Consider the following 22,804-nt stretch of genomic DNA (forward strand, 5'->3'; position numbering starts at 1 on the left):
CATGGGCCTGACCGCGTGCACCACTGGTTAACGATCCACCTGAACTTTCCATTTTCTTCCGCGCTCAGATTTTTTGATCGCCTGGTACGCCAGGCCTTAACTGACCCGAGGAAGATCCACATGGCTACCCAACTGCAAGGCAAGAAAGTCCTGTTCATCACCGCCAACACCGGCATTGAGCGTGACGAACTGCTCAAGCCCGTCGAAGCGCTGCGTGCAGCCGGCGCCACCGTGACCCACGCCTCCAGCGAAGGCGGCACCGTGCAGACCTTCCAGCAGGACACCGAGAAAGACCGCACCGTCGAGTCCGACAGCAAGATCCAGGGCCTGAGCGCCAGCGACTTCGACGCCCTGGTCATTCCAGGCGGCACCGTCAACGCCGACACCCTGCGTCAGGACACCGATGCCCAGCACCTGGTCAAGGCTTTCGCCGATGCAGGCAAAGTGGTCGCTGCCATCTGCCACGGCCCATGGCTGCTGATCAACGCCGGCGTGATTCCCGGCAAGACCCTGACCTCCTACCCCAGCGTCAGCCTCGACCTGACCAATGCAAAGGCCGCAGGCTGGGTCGACCAGGAAGTCATGCAGTGTGGTGCCAACGGCTGGACCCTGATCACCTCGCGCACTCCTGATGACATCCCTGCGTTCAACGACGCCATCATCAAGGCCCTCGGCGCAGCCTGAGCCGCCCTTCCACTCACAGATCAGGGAGCCTAGATGCCTTCTCTATTCGATTCGATCCAGGTTGGCGAGCAGCAGTTGCCCAACCGGATCCTCATGGCCCCGCTGACACGCGGCCGCGCCACTCGCAACCACGTACCCACCGACCTGATGATCGAGTACTACACCCAGCGCGCCAGCGCCGGGTTGATCATCACCGAAGCGACCGGCATCACCCAGGAAGGCCTGGGCTGGCCCTACGCTCCAGGCATCTGGAGCGACGAGCAGGTCGAAGGCTGGAAGAAGATCACCGCCGCCGTGCACGAAGCCGGCGGGCGCATCGACTTGCAGCTGTGGCACATGGGCCGCATCGTCCACCCCAGCTTCCTCGGCGGTGCACAGCCGGTTTCGTCTTCGGCGACGACTGCGCCAGGCCACACCCATACCTATGACGGCAAGCAACCCTACGTGGAAGCCCGGCCGTTGGGCATCCATGAGATCCCGCGGTTGCTGGACGACTACGAGCACGCCGCGAAGAACGCCATGCGCGCCGGCTTCGATGGTGTGCAGATCCATGCCGCCAACGGCTACCTGATCGACCAGTTCTTGCGCGACAACAGCAACTTCCGCGACGACGCCTATGGTGGTTCGGTGGAAAACCGTATCCGCCTGTTGACCGAGGTCACCCAGCGGGTTGTCGACACCATCGGTGCCGAACGCACCGGCGTGCGCCTGTCGCCCAACGGCGATTCGCAGGGCGTCAACGACAGCGATCCGGAAACCCTGTTCTCCGCCGCTGCCGCTGCGCTGGACAAGATCGGCATTGCCTATCTGGAGCTGCGCGAACCGCCATTCGATGGCACCTTCGGCAAAGCCGATCGCCCGCCGGTGCACCCGGTGATCCGCAAGGCGTTCAGCCGTACCCTGGCGCTCAATTCCGACTACACCCACGAAAAAGCGCAGGCTGCGCTGGACGCTGGTGAAGCCGATGCGATCGCCTTCGGTCGGCCGTTCCTGGCCAACCCGGACCTGCCCCATCGGTTCGCCAAGGGGCTGCCGCTGAACAAGGACGTCATGGAAACCTGGTACAGCCAGGGTCCGGAAGGCTATGTGGATTACCCCACAGCCGACGAGCAGTAAAGCGGAAACGGGGGCTTCGGCCCCCGATCTTATTTGGACATTGTCGACACTTACCTTCGAGTTCCTTGACTGCAAGCTGTAAAAGGACTATTTTTTTGTCACTACCTGCCCAGGTGTCGACAATATGTCCGTTACCTCTGTTTCGCCCTTGCCCGTTCCCGATCCGGAATTCGCGACCCCGCCCAGTGCCACTCCAATGGAAACCGAGACGCTGTCGGAGAACGTGTTCCGCCGCATCCAGGCGGCCATCATCAATGGCGAAATAGCCCCAGGCAGCAAGATCTCCGAACCCGAACTGGCACGCACCTATGGCATCAGCCGCGGACCGCTGCGTGAAGCCATCCACCGTCTGGAAGGCCAGCGCCTGCTGGTGCGCATTCCCCACGTCGGTGCCCGGGTGGTGTCGCTCAATCACGCCGAGCTGATCGAGCTCTACGAAATCCGCGAATCCCTCGAAGGCATGGCCTGTCGACTGGCTGCCGAGCGCATGAGCCAGGCACAGATCGACGAGTTGCGCGAGGTGCTCGCCACCCATGAACGCGATGCCGCGTTCCAAGCCGGCGTCGGCTACTACCAGCAGGAAGGCGATTTCGACTTCCACTACCGCATCATTCAGGGCAGCGGCAACAGCACGCTGGTGCAGATGCTCTGCGATGACCTGTACCAACTGGTGCGCATGTACCGCATCCAGTTCTCTGCCACGCCCAATCGTCCGCACCAGGCTTTCGCCGAGCATCACCGTATCCTCGACGCCATCGCCGAGCGCGACGGCGAACTGGCCGAGTTGCTCATGCGTCGGCACATCGCCGCGTCCAAGCGCAATGTCGAACGCCATTACCTGGAACCCAACCAGAACAACACCCCAGGAGCCCCATCATGAGTCAGCCCTCCCGCCCCGGCCAACGCTTCCGTCAGGCCCTCGCCGAAGAGTCGCCCTTGCAGGTGGTCGGCGCCATCAACGCCAACCACGCCCTGCTCGCCCAGCGCGCCGGTTTCAAGGCCATCTACCTGTCCGGCGGCGGCGTTGCGGCCGGCTCCCTAGGCCTTCCCGATCTGGGCATCACCGGTCTGGACGATGTGCTGACCGACGTGCGCCGCATCACCGATGTGTGCGATCTGCCGTTGCTGGTCGACGTCGACACCGGTTTCGGCTCGTCGGCCTTCAATGTCGCCCGCACCGTCAAGTCGATGATCAAGTTCGGCGCCGCGGCCATGCACATCGAAGACCAGGTGGGCGCCAAGCGCTGTGGCCACCGGCCGAACAAGGAAATCGTTTCCCNNNNGACGACAGCTTCGTGATCATGGCGCGCACCGATGCGTTGGCGGTGGAAGGTCTGGAGTCAGCCCTGGACCGCGCGGCAGCCTGCGTCGAGGCGGGTGCGGACATGATTTTTCCCGAAGCCATCACCGAACTGCAGATGTACCAGCTGTTCGCCAGCCGGGTGAAAGCGCCGATTCTGGCCAACATCACCGAGTTCGGCGCCACGCCGCTGTTCACCACCGAGCAGCTCGGTGGCGTGGGCGTCGGCCTGGTGCTCTACCCGCTGTCGGCGTTCCGCGCCATGAACAAGGCTGCCGAGAACGTCTACACCGCGATTCGCCGCGATGGCACCCAGCAGAACGTGGTCGACACCATGCAGACGCGCATGGAACTGTACGACGCCATCGACTACCACGACTTCGAGCGCAAACTCGACGCGCTGTTCGCGCAGAAAAAATGATCGCTGTATTCCAATAACAAATCCAAGATCGGAGAAAACCATGGCCGAAGCAAAAGTACTCAGTGGCGCTGGCCTGCGTGGCCAAGTGGCCGGACAAACCGCGCTGTCGACCGTCGGCATGCCCGGCGCAGGGCTGACCTATCGCGGCTATGACGTGCGCGAACTGGCCGAACACGCGCTGTTCGAAGAAGTCGCCTACCTGCTGCTGCACGGCGAGCTGCCCACCCACGACGAGCTGGCTGCCTACCAGGGCAAACTGCGCAGCCTGCGCGACTTGCCGCAGCCGCTCAAGGAAGTGCTCGAACGCATTCCGTCCAGCACCCATCCGATGGACGTGATGCGCACCGGTTGCTCCTTCCTCGGCACGCTGGAACCGGAGCGCAACTTCGGTCAGCAGGAACACGTCACCGACCGCCTGCTGGCGGCCTTTCCGGCGATCATGTGCTACTGGTATCGCTACAGCCACCACGGCGTGCGCATCAGTTGCACCAGCGATGAAGACACCTTCGCCGGGCACTTCCTGTACCTGCTGCATGGCAAGTCACCGAGTGAACTGCACAGCAAGGTGATGGACGTCTCGCTGATCCTCTACGCCGAGCATGAATTCAACGCTTCGACCTTCACCGCCCGCGTCTGCGCCTCGACCCTGTCGGACATGTATTCGTGCGTGACCGCAGCCATCGGCTCGTTGCGCGGCCCCCTGCACGGCGGTGCCAACGAAGCGGCCATGGCCATGATCCAGAAGTTTGCGTCGCCCGAAGAAGCGGTGCGCGGCACCTTGGCCATGCTCGAGCGCAAGGACAAGATCATGGGCTTCGGCCATGCCGTGTACAAAGACAACGACCCGCGCAACGAAGTGATCAAGGGCTGGGCGAAGAAGCTGTCCGACGAAGCCGGTGACAAGGTCCTCTACCCCGTCTCCGAAGCCATCGACAAGACCATGTGGGAGCAGAAGAAGCTGTTTCCCAACGCCGACTTCTACCACGCCTCGGCGTACCACTTCATGGGCATCGCGACCGAGCTGTTTACGCCGATCTTCGTCTGCTCTCGGGTGACCGGCTGGGCAGCCCATGTGTTCGAACAGCGGGCTAACAATCGAATCATTCGCCCCAGCGCCGAATACGTCGGCGTGGAGCAGCGTGCGTTCGTACCCCTGGATCGCCGCTAAAGGCTCGTAGCCCGCCCCGCCCATCCTTGCCCCTGTGAGCAAAGGGATGCTTTTTGTGGGAGCGGGCTCTGCCCGCGAAGGCCGCCCCGCCGAACTTCTGCCATGCCTTGCACCGTGAGCCGACCTGATGAACACACAACACCGCAAGTCATTACCCAACTCGCCGCTGGACTATTACGACGCCCAAGAAGCCGTCGAAGCCCTCCAGCCCGGCGCCTACGCCACCCTGCCCTACACCTCCCGCGTACTGGCGGAAAACCTGGTGCGCCGTTGCGACCCCGCCACTCTGGACGCCTCCCTGCGCCAGCTGATCGAACGCAAGCGTGACCTGGACTTCCCCTGGTACCCGGCGCGAGTGGTGTGCCACGACATCCTCGGCCAGACCGCCCTGGTCGACCTGGCCGGCCTGCGTGACGCCATCGCCTCACAGGGCGGTGACCCGGCGCTGGTCAATCCGGTGGTCCCGACGCAGCTGATCGTCGACCATTCGCTGGCCGTGGAAAGCGCCGGCTTCGATCCGCAGGCGTTCGAGAAAAACCGCGCCATCGAGGACCGTCGCAATGAAGACCGCTTCCACTTCATCGACTGGACGCGCAAGGCGTTCAAGAACGTCGACGTCATTCCGCCGGGCAACGGCATCATGCACCAGATCAACCTGGAGAAAATGTCGCCGGTGATCCAGGTCCGCGAAGGCGTGGCCTTCCCCGACACCTGCGTTGGCACCGACAGCCATACCCCCCATGTCGACGCGCTGGGCGTGGTGGCCATCGGCGTGGGCGGGCTCGAAGCCGAAAGCGTCATGCTCGGTCGCGCGTCGTGGATGCGCCTGCCCGAAATTGTCGGGGTCAAGCTGACTGGCCAATTGCAGCCGGGCATCACCGCCACCGACATGGTGCTGTCCCTGACCCAGTACCTGCGTCAGCAGAAAGTGGTGGGTGCGTACCTGGAGTTCTTCGGTGAAGGCGCACGCGCCCTGACCCTGGGCGACCGCGCCACCCTCTCCAACATGGCCCCGGAGTACGGCGCCACGGCGGCGATGTTCGCGATCGACCAGCAGACCATCGACTACCTGCGCCTCACCGGCCGCGAAGAGCAGCAGGTGCAACTGGTCGAGGACTACGCGCGCCTTACCGGCCTGTGGGCCGACAGCCTGGACGACGCTGTCTATGAGCGCGACCTGAGCTTCGATCTGTCCGGCGTCGTACGCAACATGGCCGGGCCGAGCAACCCGCACGCGCGAATCGCGACCAGCGACTTGACGGCCCAGGGCATCGCCGGCCCCTGGAGCGAAGTGCCCGGGCAGATGCCGGACGGTGCGGTGATCATCGCCGCCATCACCAGTTGCACCAACACCAGCAACCCACGCAACGTCATCGCTGCCGGGTTGCTGGCGCGCAATGCCAACCGCCTGGGCCTGACCCGCAAGCCCTGGGTCAAATCGTCCCTGGCACCGGGCTCGAAAACCGTGGCCCTGTACCTGGACGAAGCTGGGCTGACCGAGGAACTGGAGACCCTGGGCTTCGGCATCGTCGCCTTCGCGTGCACCACCTGCAACGGCATGTCCGGCGCGCTCGACCCGGTGATCCAGCAAGAGATCATCGAGCGCGACCTGTATGCCACTGCGGTGCTCTCGGGCAATCGCAATTTCGACGGACGTATCCACCCCTATGCCCGTCAGGCCTTCCTGGCCTCGCCGCCGCTGGTGGTGGCCTATGCGATTGCCGGCACCATTCGTTTCGACATCGAAAAAGACGTGCTCGGCCTCGACCCGCAGGGTCAGCCCATCCGCCTCAAGGACATCTGGCCCAGCGACGAGGAAGTCAACGCAGTGGTCAAATCGTCGGTGAAACCCGAGCAGTTCCGCCAGGTGTACATCCCCATGTTCGCCGTGCACGAGGACCACGGACCGAAAGTCGCGCCGCTGTATGACTGGCGCCCGGCGAGCACCTACATCCGTCGTCCGCCGTACTGGGAAGGCGCCCTGGCCGGCGAGCGCACGCTCAAGGGCATGCGCCCGCTGGCGGTGCTGCCGGACAACATCACTACCGATCACCTGTCGCCGTCCAACGCGATCATGCTCGACAGCGCCGCCGGTGAATACCTGGCGAAAATGGGCCTGCCCGAAGAAGACTTCAACTCCTACGCCACCCACCGCGGCGATCACCTGACCGCGCAACGGGCGACGTTCGCCAACCCCAAGCTGTTCAACGAAATGGTGGTGGACAACGGCAAGGTCCGCCAGGGCTCGCTCGCGCGCCTGGAACCCGAAGGCCAGGTCATGCGCATGTGGGAAGCCATCGAGACCTACATGCAGCGCAAGCAGCCGCTGATCATCATCGCCGGGGCAGACTATGGCCAGGGTTCCTCACGGGACTGGGCGGCCAAGGGTGTTCGTCTGGCCGGGGTGGAAGCGATCGCCGCCGAGGGCTTCGAGCGTATCCACCGCACCAACCTGGTGGGAATGGGCGTACTGCCGTTGCAGTTCGACGCGGGCACGGACCGCAAGACCCTGGGCATCGATGGCACCGAGGTGTTCGATGTGGTCGGCCGGTTGACGCCCCAGGCGCGGCTGACCCTGATCATCGAACGGCGCAACGGCGAGCGCGTGCAGGTGCCGGTCACCTGCCGCCTGGACACCGCCGAAGAAGTCTCGATCTACGAAGCCGGCGGCGTGCTGCAACGCTTCGCCCAGGACTTCCTGCAGGCGACTGCACCCACCCACGCCGCGGCCGACGCCTACTGAGGATTGCCTTATGACCCAGCTTCGCATCCCCGCCACCTACCTGCGCGGTGGCACCAGCAAAGGCGTGTTCTTCAAGCTCGCCGACCTGCCCGAAGCGGCGCGTCTGCCCGGTCCGGCGCGCGACGCCCTGCTGTTGCGGGTGATCGGCAGCCCCGACCCCTACGGCAAGCAGATCGACGGCATGGGCGGCGCCACGTCGAGCACCAGCAAGACGGTGATCGTCAGTCCCAGCAGCCAGCCGGGGCATGACATCGACTACCTGTTCGGTCAGGTCTCCATCGACAGCGCCTTCGTCGACTGGAGCGGCAACTGCGGCAACCTGTCGGCAGCGGTCGGTCCGTTCGCCATCGCTCAGGGCCTGATCGATCCCGCCCGCGTGCCCCACGACGGCATCGCCACGGTGCGCGTATGGCAGGCGAACATCGGCAAGACCATCATTGCCCATGTGCCCATGAGCGGCGGCGAGGTTCAGGAGACCGGTGATTTCGAACTGGACGGTGTGACCTTCCCGGCCGCCGAAGTGCAGCTCGAGTTTCTCGATCCGGCCGCCGAGGCCGACGGCGCGGCCGGAGCCATGTTTCCCACCGGGCACCTGATCGACGAGCTGGAAGTACCCGGCGTGGGTCGGTTCGAGGCGACGATGATCAATGCCGGCATCCCGACGATCTTCATCGATGCCGCCGCATTAGGGTACAGCGGCTGCGAGTTGCAGGACGCGATCAACGGCGACCCTCAGGCGCTCGCGCGCTTCGAGACGATCCGCGCTCACGGGGCATTGCGCATGGGCTTGATCCAGCGTCTGGAAGAGGCGCAAACCCGACAGCACACGCCCAAGGTCGCCTTCGTCGCGCCCCCAGCCGACTACGTCGCTTCCAGCGGCAAGCCGGTGACAGCTGCCGATATCGATCTGACGGTTCGGGCCATGTCGATGGGCAAGCTGCACCACGCCATGATGGGCACCGCCGCGGTCGCCATCGGCACCGCCGCAGCGATTCCCGGGACCGTGGTCAACCGCGCGGCGGGCGGTGGCTTGCGCAGTACGGTGTGCTTCGGCCATCCCTCGGGAACCCTGCGCGTGGGCGCCGAAGCCGCCCAGCTGGATGGCCAATGGCAAGTCACCAAGGCGATCATGAGCCGCAGCGCGCGGGTCCTGATGGAAGGCTGGGTCAGGGTGCCCGTGCGGACCCTCGCTTGAACCTGTGTCAGGAACTCAGGCGGTGGGCTGCTCCTGCTGCCGGTAACGCAGCCACACCGCGCCGCCCTCTTGTACCTCGGCGCTGTCGAGGGTCAGGTAGGTCGGCTGCTGCCACTGCTTGGCATCGATCTCGAACGACGCCGGATGCTCGCCCCGGCCATCCACCAACGGCAACAGCAGGAGACTGATCTCGTCGACCAGCCCGGCGTTGACGAACGAGCCACTGACGTGGGGACCACCTTCGACGACCAGGCGCTTGATGCCCAATTCCCGGCGGAGGATGTCCACCACCTGATGCAGGTCGAGGGAGTCCTTGCCGGCGAAGATGTAAGACACCTGTATCGATTGCAGATAGGCCAAATAGTCGTCGCTGACCGCTTCGGTGAGCACTTCGACGATGTGTGAATCCAACGCCGTGTTGGACTTCCAGCCGACCTTGCCCTGGGGGTCGATGGAAATGGCGTAGGCACTGGCCGAGCGATCGGCAAAATGGTGCGTCCGCTCGATCCGCCCCTTGGCCAGGCCGGACGGATACCCCTCGTCGTGAGCGATTTCCTGCATCGTCACGCGCCCGCAGGCCCAGGCGTCGAAATCGAACTGTTTGGCCAAGCGCTCGTACAGCTCGCCGGCGGCGTTCTTGAACGGCCGGGCCCAGCCGTCGGTGAGGGCATGACCGTCGACGGAGGACATCATGTGGCAGATTACATAGGGCTTCATGGGAGCTCCTTGGCTGTCGGTGTGTCTATCACCGACCGGCGCCCATGGCCGTTGGTTCAGCTTGAAGCGAGCGTGGACCTGCTCGACGCCGCCCCAAGATCGAGGCGCATGTGCGTCGTCTGCCAGACGGGATCGGACTCGACGTCGATCACCTCGAAGCCCTGTTTCTGCCAGAACGCGATCGCTCCGGGCAGGAACGGATGGGTGTGCAAATACAACGTAGCCACGCCAGCCTGACGCGCCTGCGCCAGCAGCGCTGCGTACAGCGCCTTGGCAACCCCGGCACCCCGGCAGCTCGGCGAGACGAACAGCCTGACCACCTCGACGATGTCAGTGGCCGGTAGCCGCAGCTGGCTGAAACGCTGGTCATAGGGCAGGTAGCCGATGGCGCCGACGATGCGACCCTCCTGCCAGGCGAGCAGAAAACAGCCCTGATCCGAACCCAGGTACACCTCGTCAAAGCGGGCCAGATCGTCCGGCACCTGGGTGGCGTCCAGCTGCGGGAAGATCGAGGCTCGCGCGGCCATGACGTAGTCGAGGATCACGGGTACCTGGTCCGGCGCTGCCGGACGGATGTCGATGACGTTCACTGTGTCTGTCCTCTCCATAGGCCTGCGTCAGTGAGCTCAGAACGCAAGCTTGTAACCGATCAACAGCAGCATCACCGCCAGGCAGGGCCGCAGGATATCGTCCGAAACCCGCCCGGACAGATGGCTGCCCAGGTAGATCCCCGGCAGCGAGCCGAGCAGCAAATGCCCGAGCAATGACCAGTCCATGTTACCCATGCTGGCATGCCCCATGCCCGCGACCAGAGTCAATGGCACGGCATGGGCGATTTCGGTGCCCACCAGGCGCCGGGTCGCCAGGAACGGATACAGCATGAACAACGCTACTGTCCCCAAGGCACCGGCGCCGATCGAGGTCAGCGAGACCATCACTCCGAGCACGACGCCGGTCACCACGGTGAGCGCGTTGAGGGTGTTCGGGCTGAGGTTGTAGCGATCCCCGGCATGGCGGCTGGCCAAGGCTTGCAGGCGTTTCTTGAACAGGATCGCCAACGCCGTCAGGAACAGCACGACCGCCAGCGCCTGCTTGATCACCACGCCCATGGCCTGCGGCTCGGCATTCAGGCTTTTCAGGTACCAGAGCACGAACGCTGCTGCGGGCACGCTGCCCAGCGCCAGCCAGCCGGTGATCTTCCAGTCGATGTTCTTGTTGCGTCCATGGACCCAGACGCCACTGGCCTTGGTGATGGCCGCGTACAACAGATCGGTGCCGACCGCCGTGGCTGGATTGATGCCAAACCAGAGCAGAATCGGCGTCATCAGTGAGCCGCCGCCGACGCCCGTCATTCCGACGATGAAGCCCACGACCAATCCGGCAATGGTGAAACCCCAGGTACCTACTTCCATTCTTACGTCCTACACATCAGATTCAGCATCGCGGGAGCGGTAGCCGGGCGGCAGGATATCAACTTCTGTTATAGCCATTTATAACTATGCAGCATTAGCTTATAACCGGCCTCCCACAGGCGTCAGGAAGTGCACCACAGTTCACTGTCAACTTCAGCGCGACAGTCCTGACCGCTTCGACGGATTTATCCTCTTGCGAAGAACGCATACTCTTGATCCATCGCACAGCATTCCCGCCGCTGGGCACCTTCACTCGGGAGAACGTCATGCTCGCACTTCGCAAAGCCTCGGATCGCGGTATCGCCAACCACGGCTGGCTGCAATCCTTCCATACCTTTTCCTTCGGGCATTACCGCAACCCTCAGGAACAGGGCTTCTCCGACCTGCTGGTGATCAACGACGACCGCGTCAGCGCCGGCAAGGGCTTCGGTCAGCACCCGCACCGCGACATGGAGATCTTCTCCTACGTGCTGGAAGGCGCACTGGCGCACAAGGACACCCTGGGTACCGGCTCGGTGATTCGCCCCGGCGATGTGCAGCTGATGAGCGCCGGCCACGGCGTCGCCCACAGCGAGTTCAACCACAGCGACGTCGATCCCGTGCATTTTCTGCAGATCTGGATCGTGCCCGAAGTGGCAGGCGCCAAGCCGCGCTATCAGCAGGAGCACTTTTCCGCCGAGCAGAAACGCGGTCGCCTGCAGCTGATCATCTCGCCCGATGGCGCCGAAGGCTCGTTGCATGTCCGCCAGGATGCGCGGGTGTATGCTGGGTTGTTCGATGGCGAGGAACAGGCCACGCTGACACTTGCGGCTAACCGCTACGCCTATGTCCACGTGGCCACCGGCAGTGTCGAACTCAACGGCCAGCGTCTGACCGAAGGGGATGGCGTGCGCCTGCGGCGGGAAACCGTGCTGCAGTTGGCCAAGGGTGTCGATGCCGAGGTGCTGGTGTTCGACCTGCGCCCGAACGAGCTGCCGCAGATGCCCTGATCGGTATCCGCACCGGGGGCGCTCATCGACCTTGTCGATGGGCGCATTGAAAAAAGCGATTGGCTTGACCCCGGTGTGGCGCGTACCTTCAAGGTCTGCATTTTTTTTGCAACGCCTGTGCGGCGTTGGCAGTCGAAATGATCATGCCCTTTATTGGTACCCCTGATGCACACCCCTGAGCGCACCCTGCACGATGGCTTCGCCCGCAAAGTCGATTACCTGAGACTGTCGGTTACTGACCGCTGTGATTTCCGCTGCGTGTACTGCATGGCCGAAGACATGACGTTTCTGCCGCGCAAACAGATCCTCAGCCTCGAAGAGCTCGAACAGGTGGCCGCCAGCTTCGTCGCCCTGGGCACGCGCAAGATCCGCCTGACCGGGGGCGAACCCCTGGTGCGTTCGGGCATCGTCGATCTGTGCCGACGCATCGCCGCCCTGCCCGGCCTTCAGGAACTGTGCATGACCACCAACGGCTCGCAGCTGGCGACCTTGGCCCAGCCGTTGTTCGACGCCGGCCTCAAGCGCTTGAACATCAGCCTGGACAGCCTCGATCCGGCACGTTTCCGCGAACTCACCCGTACCGGCGACCTGAACAAGGTGATCGCTGGCATCGACGCGGCCAATGCTGCCGGTTTCCGCCATACCAAGCTCAACTGCGTGGTCATGCAGGGCCGCAACGATGACGAAGTCGTCGATCTGGTGGCCTTTGCCATCGAGCGCGGCCTGGACATTTCCTTCATCGAGGAAATGCCCCTGGGTGCGATCAGCGAGCACAGCCGCGCCGAGGCCTTCTACTCCAGCGAGCAGGTCCGCGCACGGCTCGCCGAACGCTACGAATTGCTGCCGTCCACGGATTCCACCCAAGGCCCGTCGCGCTACTGGCGCATTCCTCAGGCGCCGGGCACTCGGATCGGCTTCATCTCGCCGCACAGCCACAATTTCTGCGCGACCTGCAACCGAGTGCGCCTGACTGTCGAAGGCCGGCTGCTGCTGTGCCTGGGGAACGAGCACTCGGCAGACCTCAAGCAGGTGCTGCGCGAGCATCCCGGCCAGCCGGAAGTGCTCGAACAGGCAATCATCAAGGCCATGCAGCTCAAGCCATGGAGCCACAATTTCCGCCTGGACGACGACGTGCAGGTGGTGCGTTTCATGAACATGACCGGCGGTTGATCGCGGCGTCCGTCTTCGTCATTGTTCCGCTTTGCTTATCAACCCGTTTGAAAATGCAACTTATCAAATCAGTGCACAGGGCCGACAATCGCCCTGTGCCGTCGCTGTATTTCCGGTACGTCGTGCGCTGTCCGCGCCCCACAAGAACAAGGCCACCGGCCCACCTACCGAGGACTCCTCCATGCAAGACGTCGTTATCGTAGCCGCCACACGCACGGCCGTAGGCAGTTTTCAGGGTTCACTGGCAAGCGTGCCCGCCGCCGAGCTGGGCGCTGCGGTGATTCGCCGACTGCTTGCACAGACCGGCCTGGACCCAGCGCAGGTCGACGAAGTGATTCTGGGGCAGGTGCTCACGGCCGGTGCCGGGCAGAACCCGGCGCGTCAGGCGGCCCTGTTTGCCGGGCTGCCCAGCGCGGTACCGGCCATGACCCTGAACAAGGTCTGCGGTTCGGGGCTCAAGGCCGTGCACCTGGCGACCCAGGCCATCCGTTGCGGCGATGCCGAGGTGGTGATTGCCGGTGGCATGGAAAACATGAGCCTGGCGCCCTACGTATTGCCAGCGGCCCGTACCGGGCTGCGCATGGGCAACGCACCCTTGGTCGACAGCATGATCAAGGACGGCCTGTGGGATGCCTTCAACGACTACCACATGGGCATCACCGCGGAGAACCTCGCCGAACAGTACGGCATCAGCCGAGAAGCGCAGGATGCCTTCGCAGCGCAGTCCCAGCAAAAGGCCGTGGCGGCCATCGAGGCAGGTCGCTTCACCGCCGAGATCACGCCCATCGACGTCCCGCAGCGCAAGGGCGACCCCCTGCCCTTCACGATCGACGAGCAGCCCCGCGCCGGCACCACCGCGCAAACCTTGGGCAAGCTCAAGCCCGCCTTCAAGCCCGATGGCAGCGTGACGGCTGGCAATGCGTCGTCCCTCAACGACGGCGCCGCCGCGGTCCTGCTGATGAGTGCGGCCAAGGCGCAAGCGCTGGGCCTGCCGGTACTGGCGCGCATCGCCGCCTACGCCAATGCCGGCGTGGATCCGGCGGTGATGGGTATCGCCCCGGTGTCGGCGACGCGCCGCTGCCTGGAAAAGGCCGGCTGGAGCCTGGATCAACTGGACCTGATCGAGGCCAACGAAGCCTTTGCCGCCCAGGCGCTGTCGGTGGGCCAGGTCCTGGGGTGGGACGCGAGCAAGGTCAACGTCAATGGCGGTGCCATAGCCCTGGGTCACCCGATCGGTGCTTCGGGTTGCCGGGTTCTGGTGACCTTGCTGCACGAGATGCTGCGCCGCGACGCCCGCAAGGGTCTGGCAACCCTGTGCATCGGTGGTGGCCAAGGCGTTGCCCTGGCCCTGGCTCGAGACTGACCCGTGCTCCCTCGCCGCGCACTGGCCGTGCGTGGTGAATGGGGCGACAATGGCTCACCGCCACTTATTCAGGAGCTCTGCCGATGAGCCGCACCCTATTCGCTTCGCTGTGCATCACGGGCGCACTGTTGACGGCTGCGTCGACCGCCACCTTCGCCATCGAAGTCCTGCAAGCGCCCGGCACCGGTGCGCAGATGGTTTCGCTGAGCAAAGGCGACCGTGTTCCGCCCAACTATGCCCTCCCTGAATCGGCCTTCACGGGCTGGAAGGCTGCCGGTCTGAAGCAACCGGATATCGACAGCCAATGGGTGCAGATGGGCGACAACTTTGTGCTGATCAGGCGTGGCAATGCCGTGATTCAGGACGTTCAACCCATTCCAAAATAGACGCGGCAGCGATTATCGGTGCAACCGGTGTGTCGGCAACCACATCGTCGAAGCCTCGATCAAGCGCTTTGCAGCGTCATTTACATCTAGTTACAGACAAACTGTATAGATTGTAAATGCGCTTTACTCTCAAATGCGAAAACCTATCATCTGCGCTCGCACCTCGTGTCGAGCGCTCCGGACCATGGCTGCTCCATAGCTCTTCCCCTTCCCGGTCGCTCTCGTCACGCCACTGAATTGCTGGAGAGCCCCGATGCGCTTGAACCTGAGCCACCTGTCCGTCGCCTTGCTGGCCGCGCTTGCACCCCCGACTTTTGCCGAATCGGCATCCACGAATTCCCAGCGTATCCCGGTTCAACCTACCGACCTGCCCGTGGATGGCAGTGAGCAGGCCTTGCAGCTCGAGGAAACCCGGATTCTGGGAACCGCCGCGCAGGAGCTCAAGCAGGCACCCGGGGTGTCGATCATCACCGCCGAGGACATCAAGAAGCGCCCGCCCACCAACGACCTGTCGGAAATCATTCGTCGCGAGCCGGGTGTCAACCTGACCGGCAACAGCGCCAGCGGCAACCGCGGCAACAACCGCCAGATCGACCTGCGCGGCATGGGCCCTGAGAACACCCTGATCCTCATCGACGGCAAGCCGTCCTCGTCGCGCAATGCCGTGCGCTACGGCTGGAACGGCGACCGCGACACCCGTGGCGAAACCAACTGGGTACCGGCCGAGGAAGTCGAACGCGTCGAGATCCTCCGGGGTCCGGCCGCAGCGCGCTATGGCTCCGGGGCCATGGGCGGTGTGGTCAACATCATCACCAAACGGCCGACCGACGAATTGCACGGGTCGATGACCGTCTACGCCCTGCAACCCGAAGACAGCGCCGAGGGCGCCGGCAAGCGGGCCAACTTCAACCTCAGCGGACCGCTGACCGATGATCTGATCTTCCGTGTGTATGGCAGCGCGAACAAGACCGATGCCGACGACGCCGACATCAACAGCAGCTACCAGGCCGATCCCGGCTCGCTGGTCGCCGGTCGCGAAGGCGTACGCAACAAGGACGTCAACGGCCTGCTGAGCTGGAAGCTCGACCCCGAGAACACCGTGGACCTGGAAGCCAGCTACAGTCGCCAGGGCAATATCTACACCGGTGACACGATGAACAACGTCGGCAGCGACTTCGTCAACAGCCAGCTGGGCAAGGAGAGCAACGTACTGCACCGCTCGAGCTTCGGCATCACCCACCACGGCGACTATGAGTGGGGCAGCAGCCAGTCTTCCCTGACCCATGACTTCACCCGCAACAACCGCCTGCGCGAAGGCCTCGCCGGTGGCCCGGAGGGCGCGCCCAACGGCTCCGGACGCTTCGAATCACGGTTGCGCAACACCCGCGCGGCGAGCGAGGTCAACCTGCCCCTGAGCTGGGGCGCAGAGCAGGTCCTCACCCTGGGCGGTGAGTACCTGTACGAGTCGATGAGCGACCCTGGCGCCCTCAGTTCGCAATCGTTCGACGGCAATGGCGGTGCCGCAGGCGCCCTGGGCGTGGACCGCAGCACCGACAAGATCACCGCGCGCAGTTTCGCCGTGTTCGTGGAAGACAACATCGAGGCGACGCCCGATACCATCGTCACTCCGGGCCTGCGCTACGACCACCACGAGACCTTCGGCGACAACTTCAGCCCCAGCCTGAACGCCTCGCACAAGCTGACCGACGATCTGACCCTCAAGGGCGGCATCGCGCGTGCCTACAAGGCGCCCAACCTCTACCAGTCCAACCCCAACTACCTGCTGTACAGCCGTGGCCAGGGTTGCAGCATCGCCCAGACCAACAACGGCGGCTGCTACCTGGTGGGCAATGAAAACCTGGTGCCCGAAATCAGCGTCAACAAGGAGCTGGGGCTGGCTTACGACAAGGGCACCTGGCGCACCAGCGCGACGTACTTCCGCAATGACTACAAGAACAAGATCGTTGGCGGGATCGACCCGCTCTACCGCCTGAACAGTGGCGCCCGCGTGCTGCAATGGGAGAACTCGGGCAAGGCGGTGGTCGAGGGCGTGGAAGGCAACCTGTTCATCACCCTCACCCCCGAGCTGGACTGGAACACCAACCTGACCTACATGATCGAGTCCGAGAACCGTGATACCGGGGAGCCGCTCAGCGTGATCCCCAAGTACACCCTCAACACCACTCTGGACTGGCAGGCCAGCGAAAAACTGTCGTTCCAGGCCAACGCTACCTGGTTCGGCAAGCAGGAAGCGCCATCGCTCAATACCCGTACCGGTGCGGTCTACGACGACCTGGCCCAGAAAGACGTCGCTCCCTACGCGATTGCCGGGCTGAGCAGCGGCTATGCGTTCAACGAACATTTGAGTGTGCGGGTCGGTGTGAACAACCTGTTCGACAAGCGCCAGTACCGTGAAGGCGGCGCCAGTTCGGCCGGCGCCCAGACCTACAACGAACCCGGACGCGCCTACTTCGCGTCCGTCACCACCTCGTTCTAAGAAGGATCTGAACCATGCTCAAGCCCCTTTGCCTCGCGCTCTGCATCCTGCTCGCCAGCACCTGGGCGCTGGCCGCACCACGCACCCTCGACACGCCCTATGGGCCCGTCACCCTGCAAGGCTCGCCCACCCGGGTGATCACTCTCGACGAGAGCAGCCTGGACGCCGCGCTGGCGGTTGGCGTGCAACCGGTGGGTACCGTTTCGACCCGCGGCAGCGATCAGGTCTCGGCCTACCTGCAGGAACGCGCCGGCCAGCCACAGATCGTCGGTACGGCGCGGGCGCCGAATCTGGAGGCCATCCTCAAGCTGGCGCCCGACCTGATCCTGGCGCCTGCCGGCGTCAGTCAGGAACTGTTCGCCACCTATAGCCGCATCGCGCCGACCGTGGCGTCGAAGAACTCGAGCATGAACGACTGGCAGGCCACCACCGCGTTCTATGCGCTGGCCCTAGATCGTCAGGCGCAAGGCCAGCAGGTGCTCGCCGCCATCGACCAGCGCGCCGCCGAGCTCAAGGCGCGTCTGCCCGCCGAACAGCGAGTCTCTGTGGTGCGCTGGAACCCACAAGGCCCGATCGCCATGTCCGGCCGGATCTTCGTCGGGCAGTTGCTGCACAAGGTCGGATTGCAGACCACCGAACTGGCCAACGGTCTGAAAGGGCCGCACAGCGATGTCCTCAGCCTGGAAAACCTGAGCCGGATCGACGCCGACTGGCTGTTCGTCGCCAGTCTGAATGCCGACGGTGCCAGCGCCCTGGAAGCGGCACGCCAGCAACCGGCGTTCACGCGTCTGCACGCCGTGCGGCAGAACCATGTGGCGACCGTCGACGGTCAGGTCTGGGCCAGCGGCTCGGGGCCATTGGCCGCGCACCAGGTGCTGGACGACCTGCAGCGCATCCTCGCGCCCTGAGCCCGGTCCTGTTCATGACCCACACCCTGCCCGCGCCGACCCTGGTCAACCGCTACCGCTGGAGGGTGTATCGCTGTGTCGCCCTGCTGGCGCTCGTCATGCTGGCGAGCCTGCTGTTGGGGGCGGGCGACACCGGACCCTGGCGTGCGCTGTCCACCTTGTTGGGCCAAGGCAGCAGCGAGGAGCGCTTCGTGCTGTTCCAACTGCGTTGGCCGCGAACCCTGCTCGGCCTGCTGGTCGGTACCGCGCTGGGTGCGGCGGGCCTCGTGCTGCAGGCGACCACGCGCAACCCCCTGGCTGAGCCCGGCATGCTCGGCGTCAGTGCCGGTGCTTCGCTGGCCGTGGTGATCGCCGTCGCTCTGGGCGCGAGCTCGGCCACGGTCAACCTCGGCGTTGCCGTTGGCGGCTCGCTGGTGGGCTGTGCGCTGGTGCTGCTGGTCAGCCGCGTCGGCAGCCTGGGCGACGACCCGGTGCGGCTGGTACTGGCAGGCGCGGCGTTCAGCAGCCTGCTGGCGGCCTTGACTTCGCTGATCCTGCTGCACGATCAGCGCAGTGCCGACGAGATCCGCTTCTGGGTCATCGGCGCCCTCGCCGGTCGCTCCGGCGACACCCTGCTCTGGAGCCTGCCCGGTGTGATCGGCGGATTGCTGCTGTTGCTTCCGGCCATTCGGCCACTGGCCAGCCTGGCCTTGGGCGAGCGCGTGGCCGCCGGGCTAGGCCACCATCCGCAACTGACCCGTATGTGGGCCCTGGTTGCCGTGGCGATACTGGTGGGTACGGCCACTGCGGCGGCGGGGCCCATCGGCTTCGTCGGCCTGATCGTGCCGTTCATGGCACGCCGCCTGGTCGGGCCGGACATCCGCCGCACGCTGCTGCCGGCACTATTGCTCGGTCCCTGCGTACTGATCAGCGCCGACATCATTTCGCGCCTGACCGTGCGTCCCTACGAACTGCCCATCGGGGTCATCACCGCGTTCATCGGCGCGCCGATTCTGATCGCCGTGGTTCGCGGACAGCGGATGCCGCGCCTGTGAAGCGCTTGATCCCTCCAGGCCACTGGCTGCTGAGCAGCGGCAACTGGTCGGTGCTGGTCGACCGGCGCGCCTGTCTGGCAGGCCTGACCCTGAGCCTGGCCTTGGTGCTGGCCGGCGCGCTGAGTCTGGCCAGCGGTTCAGCCGAAATCAACGCCATCACTGCAGTGCGCGCCCTGTTCGGGGTCGGTGAGCCGATGCAGGTTTTCCTGGTCCGCGAGCTGCGGCTGGAGCGACTGCTGGCCGGACTGTTCACCGGCGCCGCACTGGGCATCGCCGGCTGCCTGTTGCAGACGCTGGCGCGCAATCGCCTGGCCACCCCCGGCGTGATTGGCATCGACGACGGTGCCACGGCGTTCGCCGTCGCCTCCATCGTGGCCGTGCCCACCAGCCTCGCACCGCCCGCCCTGGCACTGATCGGCGCCATGACCGCCGCCGCGCTGGCCTTCGGCCTGGCCGGTGGCAGCGGCGCACGGGGGTATCGATTCATCGTGGTGGGCATTGGCGTTGGGGCGGTGTTCGGCGCGCTGACCAACCTGATGCTCGCGCGCACCGACCTCGACAGCGCCAACCAGGCCTACCCCTGGACCGTCGGCAGCCTCAGCGCCCGACCATGGCTGGCGGTGCAGCTGCTGGGCATTGCATTGCTGCTGGCGACTCCGTGCGCGAAAGGACTGAACCGGGCACTGGCCACCCTGCGCTTCAACGACAGCGTGGCCCGCGGCCTGGGCATCGACGTAGCACGGGTGCGCCTGCTGACCCTGGCCCTGACGGTCCTGCTGACCGGCCTGGCCGTGGCTGTGGTCGGGCCAGTCGGACTGATCGCGCTGGCTGCGCCAGAGATGGCGCGCTACCTGTCCGGACACCGCGGCGTCGCCGTCGTCAATGCCGGGCTGGCCGGCGCCCTGCTCATGGTCTGCGCCGACTGGAGCGGCCGCACCGTCCTGGCGCCGGTGGAGATCCCGGTGGGCATCGTCACCGCCGTCATCGGCGGCCCCTATCTGCTGTGGATCCTGATCCGCCAACCCGTACGGAGCACCCCATGAGTCTGGACCCGGCCCTGCTGGATGCCAACGCTGAACCTGCCCGCCTGAACGCGCGGGACCTGAGCCTGGGCTATGGCCGCACATCCGTGATCGAGCGCCTTTCCCTGGACGTCCCCAGCAATCAGGTCACCGCCATCGTCGGCCCCAATGGATGCGGCAAGTCGACCCTGCTCGCCGGGCTCTGTCGGCTGCATAGGGCCACCCACGGCGCGGTAGTGCTCGACGGCCGGGACATCGCCCGCCTGCCGACCCGCCAGGTCGCCCAGCGCCTGGCCCTGTTGCCTCAGGACGCTTCGGCGCCCGATGGTTTGACGGTCCAGGAGCTGATTCGCTTCGGTCGACAACCCCATCAGGGCCCGCTGCGCCAGTGGTCCGAGCACGACCAGCGTATCGTCGAGGCCGCGCTGGCGGCCGCCGACCTGCAAGCGCTGGCCGACCGCCCTCTGGAGTCGATGTCCGGCGGCCAGCGGCAACGCGCCTGGATCGCCATGGCGATCGCCCAGGCCACACCACTGCTCCTGCTTGACGAGCCGACGTCTGCCCTGGACCTGGGCCATCAGATTGAAGTATTCGAACTGATCCGCGACCTCGCCGCCGCCGGCAAGACCGTGGTCATGGTGGTGCACGACATTTCCAGCGCCTGCCGCTACGCCGATCATCTGGTGGCCATGCACGATGGGCGGATCGTTGCCGAAGGCCCACCGGCAGAGGTGGTGACCTCGGCATTGATCGAACGGCTATACGGCGTGAAGTGCGAGCTGTTGCGTGATCCGCACAGCGGCACACCGATCATCGCCGGCGTGCGCCGGCGTTGATCGGCAGCCCCTGCTCAGCGGTATTGCGCGCCGTCGAACCAGGCGAGTTTTTCCCGCAGAACCACCACCTCACCCACGATCACCAAGGTCGGAGCGTGTACCTCATGCTCGGCAACCATGCGTGGCAGATCCGCCAGAGTACCGGTGAACACCCGCTGGTTCACCGTGGTGCCCTGCTGGATCAACGCCGCCGGTGTATCCGCGCCACGCCCGTGGCGAATCAATTCTTCACAGATGATCGGCAAACCGATCAGGCCCATGTAGAACACCAGCGTCTGCCCCGGTGACACCAGATCGTGCCAGGGCAGATCGCTGGTGTTGTTCTTGAGGTGCCCGGTGACGAAGCGCACCGATTGCGCGTAGTCGCGGTGGGTCAGCGGAATCCCGGCATAGGCCGCACAGCCACTGGCCGCAGTGATGCCGGGCACCACCTGGAAGGGAATACCGTGAGCGGCGAGCTCTTCGATCTCTTCACCGCCACGACCGAAGATGAACGGATCGCCGCCTTTGAGGCGCAGCACACGCTTGCCCTGCTGGGCCAGCGCCACCAACTGCTGGTTGATCTGTTCCTGCGGCAGGGCGTGCTCGGCGCGACGCTTGCCGACGTACACACGCTCGGCGTCGCGGCGGCACAAATCGAGAATCGCCGGCGCGACCAGGCGGTCGTACAGCACCACATCGGCCTGCTGCATCAAGCGCAGCGCGCGAAAGGTCAGCAGGTCCGGATCGCCCGGCCCCGCGCCCACCAGGTACACCTCACCGGGCGCATGGGGCGGCGCGCCGTCGACCTTGGCCTGCAGCATGCGCTCGGCCTCGGCGCCCTGCCCGGCCAGTTGACGGTCGGCGATCGGGCCCTGGAACACTTCCTCCCAGAACGCACGGCGCTGAGTGACGTCCGGGTACAACGCCTTGACCTTCTGCCGAAAGCGCGCCGCCAGGCCGGCCAGCTCGCCATAGGTCGAGGGAATCCAGGTTTCCAGCTTGGCGCGGATCAGACGGGCCAGCACGGGCGCGTCACCCCCACTGGAGACCGCCACCACCAACGGCGAGCGATCGACGATGGCTGGGAAGATCACCGTGCACAGCGCCGGAGCGTCGACCACGTTGACCGGGACGCAGCGCGCGCGGGCATCGGCCGACACCTGGGCGTTGAGCGGTTCATCGTCGGTGGCGGCAATCACCAGCTGACAGCCGTCCAGGTCGTGGCTCAGGTAGCCTCGGTCGAGCATCTGTCCGCCGCTGCCGCGCACCAGCTCGGCCAGTTGCGGATCGATGCTCGGCGCAACCACCCGCAGCACCGCGCCCGCTTCGGCCAGCAGGCGCGACTTGCGCAGGGCGATCTCGCCCCCGCCCACCACCAGGACCTGGCTGTCGCGCAGTTTGTGGAAAAGCGGTAGGAACTCCATTTAGCCGATGACCTCGAGGCCGCCCATGTAAGGCTTGAGAACCTCGGGCACGCGGATGCTGCCGTCGGCCTGCTGATAGTTTTCCAGCACCGCCACCAGGGTACGACCGACCGCCAGGCCCGAGCCGTTCAAGGTGTGCACCAGTTCAGGCTTGCCGGTTTCCGGATTGCGGAAGCGGGCCTGCATGCGGCGCGCCTGGAAATCACCGGTGTTGGAACACGAGGAAATCTCGCGGTACTTGTCCTGGCTCGGCACCCAGACTTCCAGGTCGTAGGTCTTCACGGCGCTGAAACCCATGTCGCCGGTGCACAGCGCCAGGACGCGGTACGGCAGCTCCAGGGCCTGCAACACGCGTTCGGCGTTGGCAGTCAGGCTTTCCAGCGCTTCCATGGACTTGGAGGGCTCGACCACCTGGACCATCTCGACCTTGTCGAACT

General features: G+C 65.0%; 20 protein-coding genes and 1 pseudogene. 16 read left to right on the forward strand and 5 right to left on the reverse strand.

The genetic code is table 11. The features are described from left to right. Positions 1-120 precede the first annotated feature (120 nt). The 7 genes and pseudogenes from B2V21_RS13755 to prpF all read left to right on the forward strand — a co-directional run bounded on the left by B2V21_RS13755 (position 121) and on the right by prpF (position 8,627). A complete protein-coding gene (locus tag B2V21_RS13755; protein WP_049860130.1) occupies positions 121-684 on the forward strand; it encodes a type 1 glutamine amidotransferase domain-containing protein in 564 nt (187 codons plus the stop codon). A 33-nt stretch (positions 685-717) separates the two neighbouring features. Further along, positions 718-1,800 (forward strand): alkene reductase, encoded by a 1,083-nt coding sequence (locus B2V21_RS13760; RefSeq protein WP_286917135.1) that lies wholly within the window; start codon positions 718-720, stop codon positions 1,798-1,800. 196 nt (positions 1,801-1,996) lie between these two features. Next, a complete protein-coding gene (locus B2V21_RS13765) occupies positions 1,997-2,680 on the forward strand; it encodes a GntR family transcriptional regulator (protein WP_049860128.1) in 684 nt (227 codons plus the stop codon). After that, positions 2,677-3,521, forward strand: a pseudogene (gene prpB, locus B2V21_RS13770) (methylisocitrate lyase). Before B2V21_RS13765 ends, prpB begins: the two are co-directional and overlap by 4 nt. Positions 3,522-3,561: 40 nt before the next feature. After that, complete coding sequence (gene prpC / locus B2V21_RS13775) at positions 3,562-4,689, forward strand: bifunctional 2-methylcitrate synthase/citrate synthase (RefSeq protein WP_282347640.1); 1,128 nt, start codon at positions 3,562-3,564, stop codon at positions 4,687-4,689. Positions 4,690-4,816: 127 nt separating this feature from the next. Next, on the forward strand, positions 4,817-7,432 hold the full coding sequence (gene acnD, locus B2V21_RS13780; RefSeq protein ID WP_286917136.1) for a Fe/S-dependent 2-methylisocitrate dehydratase AcnD: 2,616 nt from the start codon (positions 4,817-4,819) through the stop codon (positions 7,430-7,432). A 10-nt stretch (positions 7,433-7,442) separates the two neighbouring features. After that, complete coding sequence (prpF, locus tag B2V21_RS13785) at positions 7,443-8,627, forward strand: 2-methylaconitate cis-trans isomerase PrpF (protein WP_286917137.1); 1,185 nt, start codon at positions 7,443-7,445, stop codon at positions 8,625-8,627. 15 nt (positions 8,628-8,642) lie between these two features. Here the strand turns inward: prpF and B2V21_RS13790 are convergent, their stop codons facing one another. The 3 genes from B2V21_RS13790 to B2V21_RS13800 all read right to left on the reverse strand — a co-directional run bounded on the left by B2V21_RS13790 (position 8,643) and on the right by B2V21_RS13800 (position 10,756). Beyond that, positions 8,643-9,344 (reverse strand): dihydrofolate reductase family protein, encoded by a 702-nt coding sequence (locus tag B2V21_RS13790; RefSeq protein WP_286917138.1) that lies wholly within the window; start codon positions 9,342-9,344, stop codon positions 8,643-8,645. A gap of 56 nt (positions 9,345-9,400) precedes the next feature. Further along, positions 9,401-9,871, reverse strand: a complete 471-nt coding sequence (locus B2V21_RS13795) for a GNAT family N-acetyltransferase (RefSeq protein ID WP_286917147.1) — start codon at positions 9,869-9,871, stop codon at positions 9,401-9,403. Positions 9,872-9,970: 99 nt separating this feature from the next. Further along, positions 9,971-10,756 carry a sulfite exporter TauE/SafE family protein gene (locus tag B2V21_RS13800; RefSeq protein ID WP_090357895.1) on the reverse strand — a complete coding sequence of 262 codons (786 nt, stop codon included), beginning with the start codon at positions 10,754-10,756 and terminating at the stop codon, positions 9,971-9,973. 266 nt (positions 10,757-11,022) lie between these two features. Between B2V21_RS13800 and B2V21_RS13805 the strand changes: the two genes are divergently transcribed. The 9 genes from B2V21_RS13805 to B2V21_RS13845 all read left to right on the forward strand — a co-directional run bounded on the left by B2V21_RS13805 (position 11,023) and on the right by B2V21_RS13845 (position 20,961). Further along, positions 11,023-11,745 carry a pirin family protein gene (locus tag B2V21_RS13805; protein ID WP_286917139.1) on the forward strand — a complete coding sequence of 241 codons (723 nt, stop codon included), beginning with the start codon at positions 11,023-11,025 and terminating at the stop codon, positions 11,743-11,745. A 165-nt stretch (positions 11,746-11,910) separates the two neighbouring features. After that, positions 11,911-12,915, forward strand: a complete 1,005-nt coding sequence (moaA, locus tag B2V21_RS13810) for a GTP 3',8-cyclase MoaA (RefSeq protein ID WP_134722177.1) — start codon at positions 11,911-11,913, stop codon at positions 12,913-12,915. 181 nt (positions 12,916-13,096) lie between these two features. Beyond that, a complete protein-coding gene (locus tag B2V21_RS13815) occupies positions 13,097-14,278 on the forward strand; it encodes an acetyl-CoA C-acetyltransferase (RefSeq protein WP_286917140.1) in 1,182 nt (393 codons plus the stop codon). An 83-nt stretch (positions 14,279-14,361) separates the two neighbouring features. After that, positions 14,362-14,664 carry an RcnB family protein gene (locus B2V21_RS13820; RefSeq protein ID WP_286917141.1) on the forward strand — a complete coding sequence of 101 codons (303 nt, stop codon included), beginning with the start codon at positions 14,362-14,364 and terminating at the stop codon, positions 14,662-14,664. 253 nt (positions 14,665-14,917) lie between these two features. After that, positions 14,918-17,161 carry a FepA family TonB-dependent siderophore receptor gene (locus tag B2V21_RS13825; RefSeq protein WP_286917142.1) on the forward strand — a complete coding sequence of 748 codons (2,244 nt, stop codon included), beginning with the start codon at positions 14,918-14,920 and terminating at the stop codon, positions 17,159-17,161. 14 nt (positions 17,162-17,175) lie between these two features. Next, the gene (locus B2V21_RS13830; RefSeq protein ID WP_286917143.1) at positions 17,176-18,069 is read left to right on the forward strand and encodes an ABC transporter substrate-binding protein; all 894 of its coding nucleotides are present in this window, start codon (positions 17,176-17,178) and stop codon (positions 18,067-18,069) included. A 14-nt stretch (positions 18,070-18,083) separates the two neighbouring features. After that, a complete protein-coding gene (locus tag B2V21_RS13835) occupies positions 18,084-19,103 on the forward strand; it encodes a FecCD family ABC transporter permease (RefSeq protein ID WP_286917144.1) in 1,020 nt (339 codons plus the stop codon). Further along, positions 19,100-20,146, forward strand: a complete 1,047-nt coding sequence (locus B2V21_RS13840) for a FecCD family ABC transporter permease (RefSeq protein WP_286917145.1) — start codon at positions 19,100-19,102, stop codon at positions 20,144-20,146. Before B2V21_RS13835 ends, B2V21_RS13840 begins: the two co-directional genes overlap by 4 nt. After that, on the forward strand, positions 20,143-20,961 hold the full coding sequence (locus B2V21_RS13845; protein WP_286917146.1) for an ABC transporter ATP-binding protein: 819 nt from the start codon (positions 20,143-20,145) through the stop codon (positions 20,959-20,961). Before B2V21_RS13840 ends, B2V21_RS13845 begins: the two co-directional genes overlap by 4 nt. Before the next feature lie 14 nt (positions 20,962-20,975). Here B2V21_RS13845 and cysG read toward each other — a convergent pair whose 3' ends face one another. Both cysG and B2V21_RS13855 read right to left on the reverse strand, forming a co-directional pair. Next, positions 20,976-22,367, reverse strand: coding sequence for a siroheme synthase CysG (gene cysG / locus B2V21_RS13850; protein WP_056842498.1), 1,392 nt, complete (start codon positions 22,365-22,367; stop codon positions 20,976-20,978). Next, a partial coding sequence (locus B2V21_RS13855) for an aminoacyl--tRNA ligase-related protein (protein ID WP_349681588.1) occupies positions 22,368-22,804 on the reverse strand: 437 nt, incomplete at its 5' end.

It is taken from the genome of Pseudomonas sp. UBA6276 (genome assembly GCF_002438365.1).
Lineage (GTDB): Bacteria > Pseudomonadota > Gammaproteobacteria > Pseudomonadales > Pseudomonadaceae > Aquipseudomonas > Aquipseudomonas coleopterorum.

Bases quoted from the DNA above. Each gene is read 5' to 3' on its own strand.
- B2V21_RS13760 (WP_286917135.1), top strand. From the start codon at position 718: ATGCCTTCTCTATTCGATTCGATCCAGGTTGGCGAGCAGCAGTTGCCC.
- B2V21_RS13790 (WP_286917138.1), bottom strand. From the start codon at position 9,344: ATGAAGCCCTATGTAATCTGCCACATGATGTCCTCCGTCGACGGTCAT.
- acnD (WP_286917136.1), top strand. From the start codon at position 4,817: ATGAACACACAACACCGCAAGTCATTACCCAACTCGCCGCTGGACTAT.
- prpC (WP_282347640.1), top strand. From the start codon at position 3,562: ATGGCCGAAGCAAAAGTACTCAGTGGCGCTGGCCTGCGTGGCCAAGTG.
- B2V21_RS13765 (WP_049860128.1), top strand. From the start codon at position 1,997: ATGGAAACCGAGACGCTGTCGGAGAACGTGTTCCGCCGCATCCAGGCG.
- B2V21_RS13825 (WP_286917142.1), top strand. From the start codon at position 14,918: ATGCGCTTGAACCTGAGCCACCTGTCCGTCGCCTTGCTGGCCGCGCTT.
- B2V21_RS13830 (WP_286917143.1), top strand. From the start codon at position 17,176: ATGCTCAAGCCCCTTTGCCTCGCGCTCTGCATCCTGCTCGCCAGCACC.
- moaA (WP_134722177.1), top strand. From the start codon at position 11,911: ATGCACACCCCTGAGCGCACCCTGCACGATGGCTTCGCCCGCAAAGTC.
- B2V21_RS13805 (WP_286917139.1), top strand. From the start codon at position 11,023: ATGCTCGCACTTCGCAAAGCCTCGGATCGCGGTATCGCCAACCACGGC.
- B2V21_RS13800 (WP_090357895.1), bottom strand. From the start codon at position 10,756: ATGGAAGTAGGTACCTGGGGTTTCACCATTGCCGGATTGGTCGTGGGC.
- B2V21_RS13845 (WP_286917146.1), top strand. From the start codon at position 20,143: ATGAGTCTGGACCCGGCCCTGCTGGATGCCAACGCTGAACCTGCCCGC.
- B2V21_RS13815 (WP_286917140.1), top strand. From the start codon at position 13,097: ATGCAAGACGTCGTTATCGTAGCCGCCACACGCACGGCCGTAGGCAGT.
- cysG (WP_056842498.1), bottom strand. From the start codon at position 22,367: ATGGAGTTCCTACCGCTTTTCCACAAACTGCGCGACAGCCAGGTCCTG.
- B2V21_RS13820 (WP_286917141.1), top strand. From the start codon at position 14,362: ATGAGCCGCACCCTATTCGCTTCGCTGTGCATCACGGGCGCACTGTTG.
- B2V21_RS13795 (WP_286917147.1), bottom strand. From the start codon at position 9,871: ATGGCCGCGCGAGCCTCGATCTTCCCGCAGCTGGACGCCACCCAGGTG.
- prpF (WP_286917137.1), top strand. From the start codon at position 7,443: ATGACCCAGCTTCGCATCCCCGCCACCTACCTGCGCGGTGGCACCAGC.
- B2V21_RS13755 (WP_049860130.1), top strand. From the start codon at position 121: ATGGCTACCCAACTGCAAGGCAAGAAAGTCCTGTTCATCACCGCCAAC.
- B2V21_RS13835 (WP_286917144.1), top strand. From the start codon at position 18,084: ATGACCCACACCCTGCCCGCGCCGACCCTGGTCAACCGCTACCGCTGG.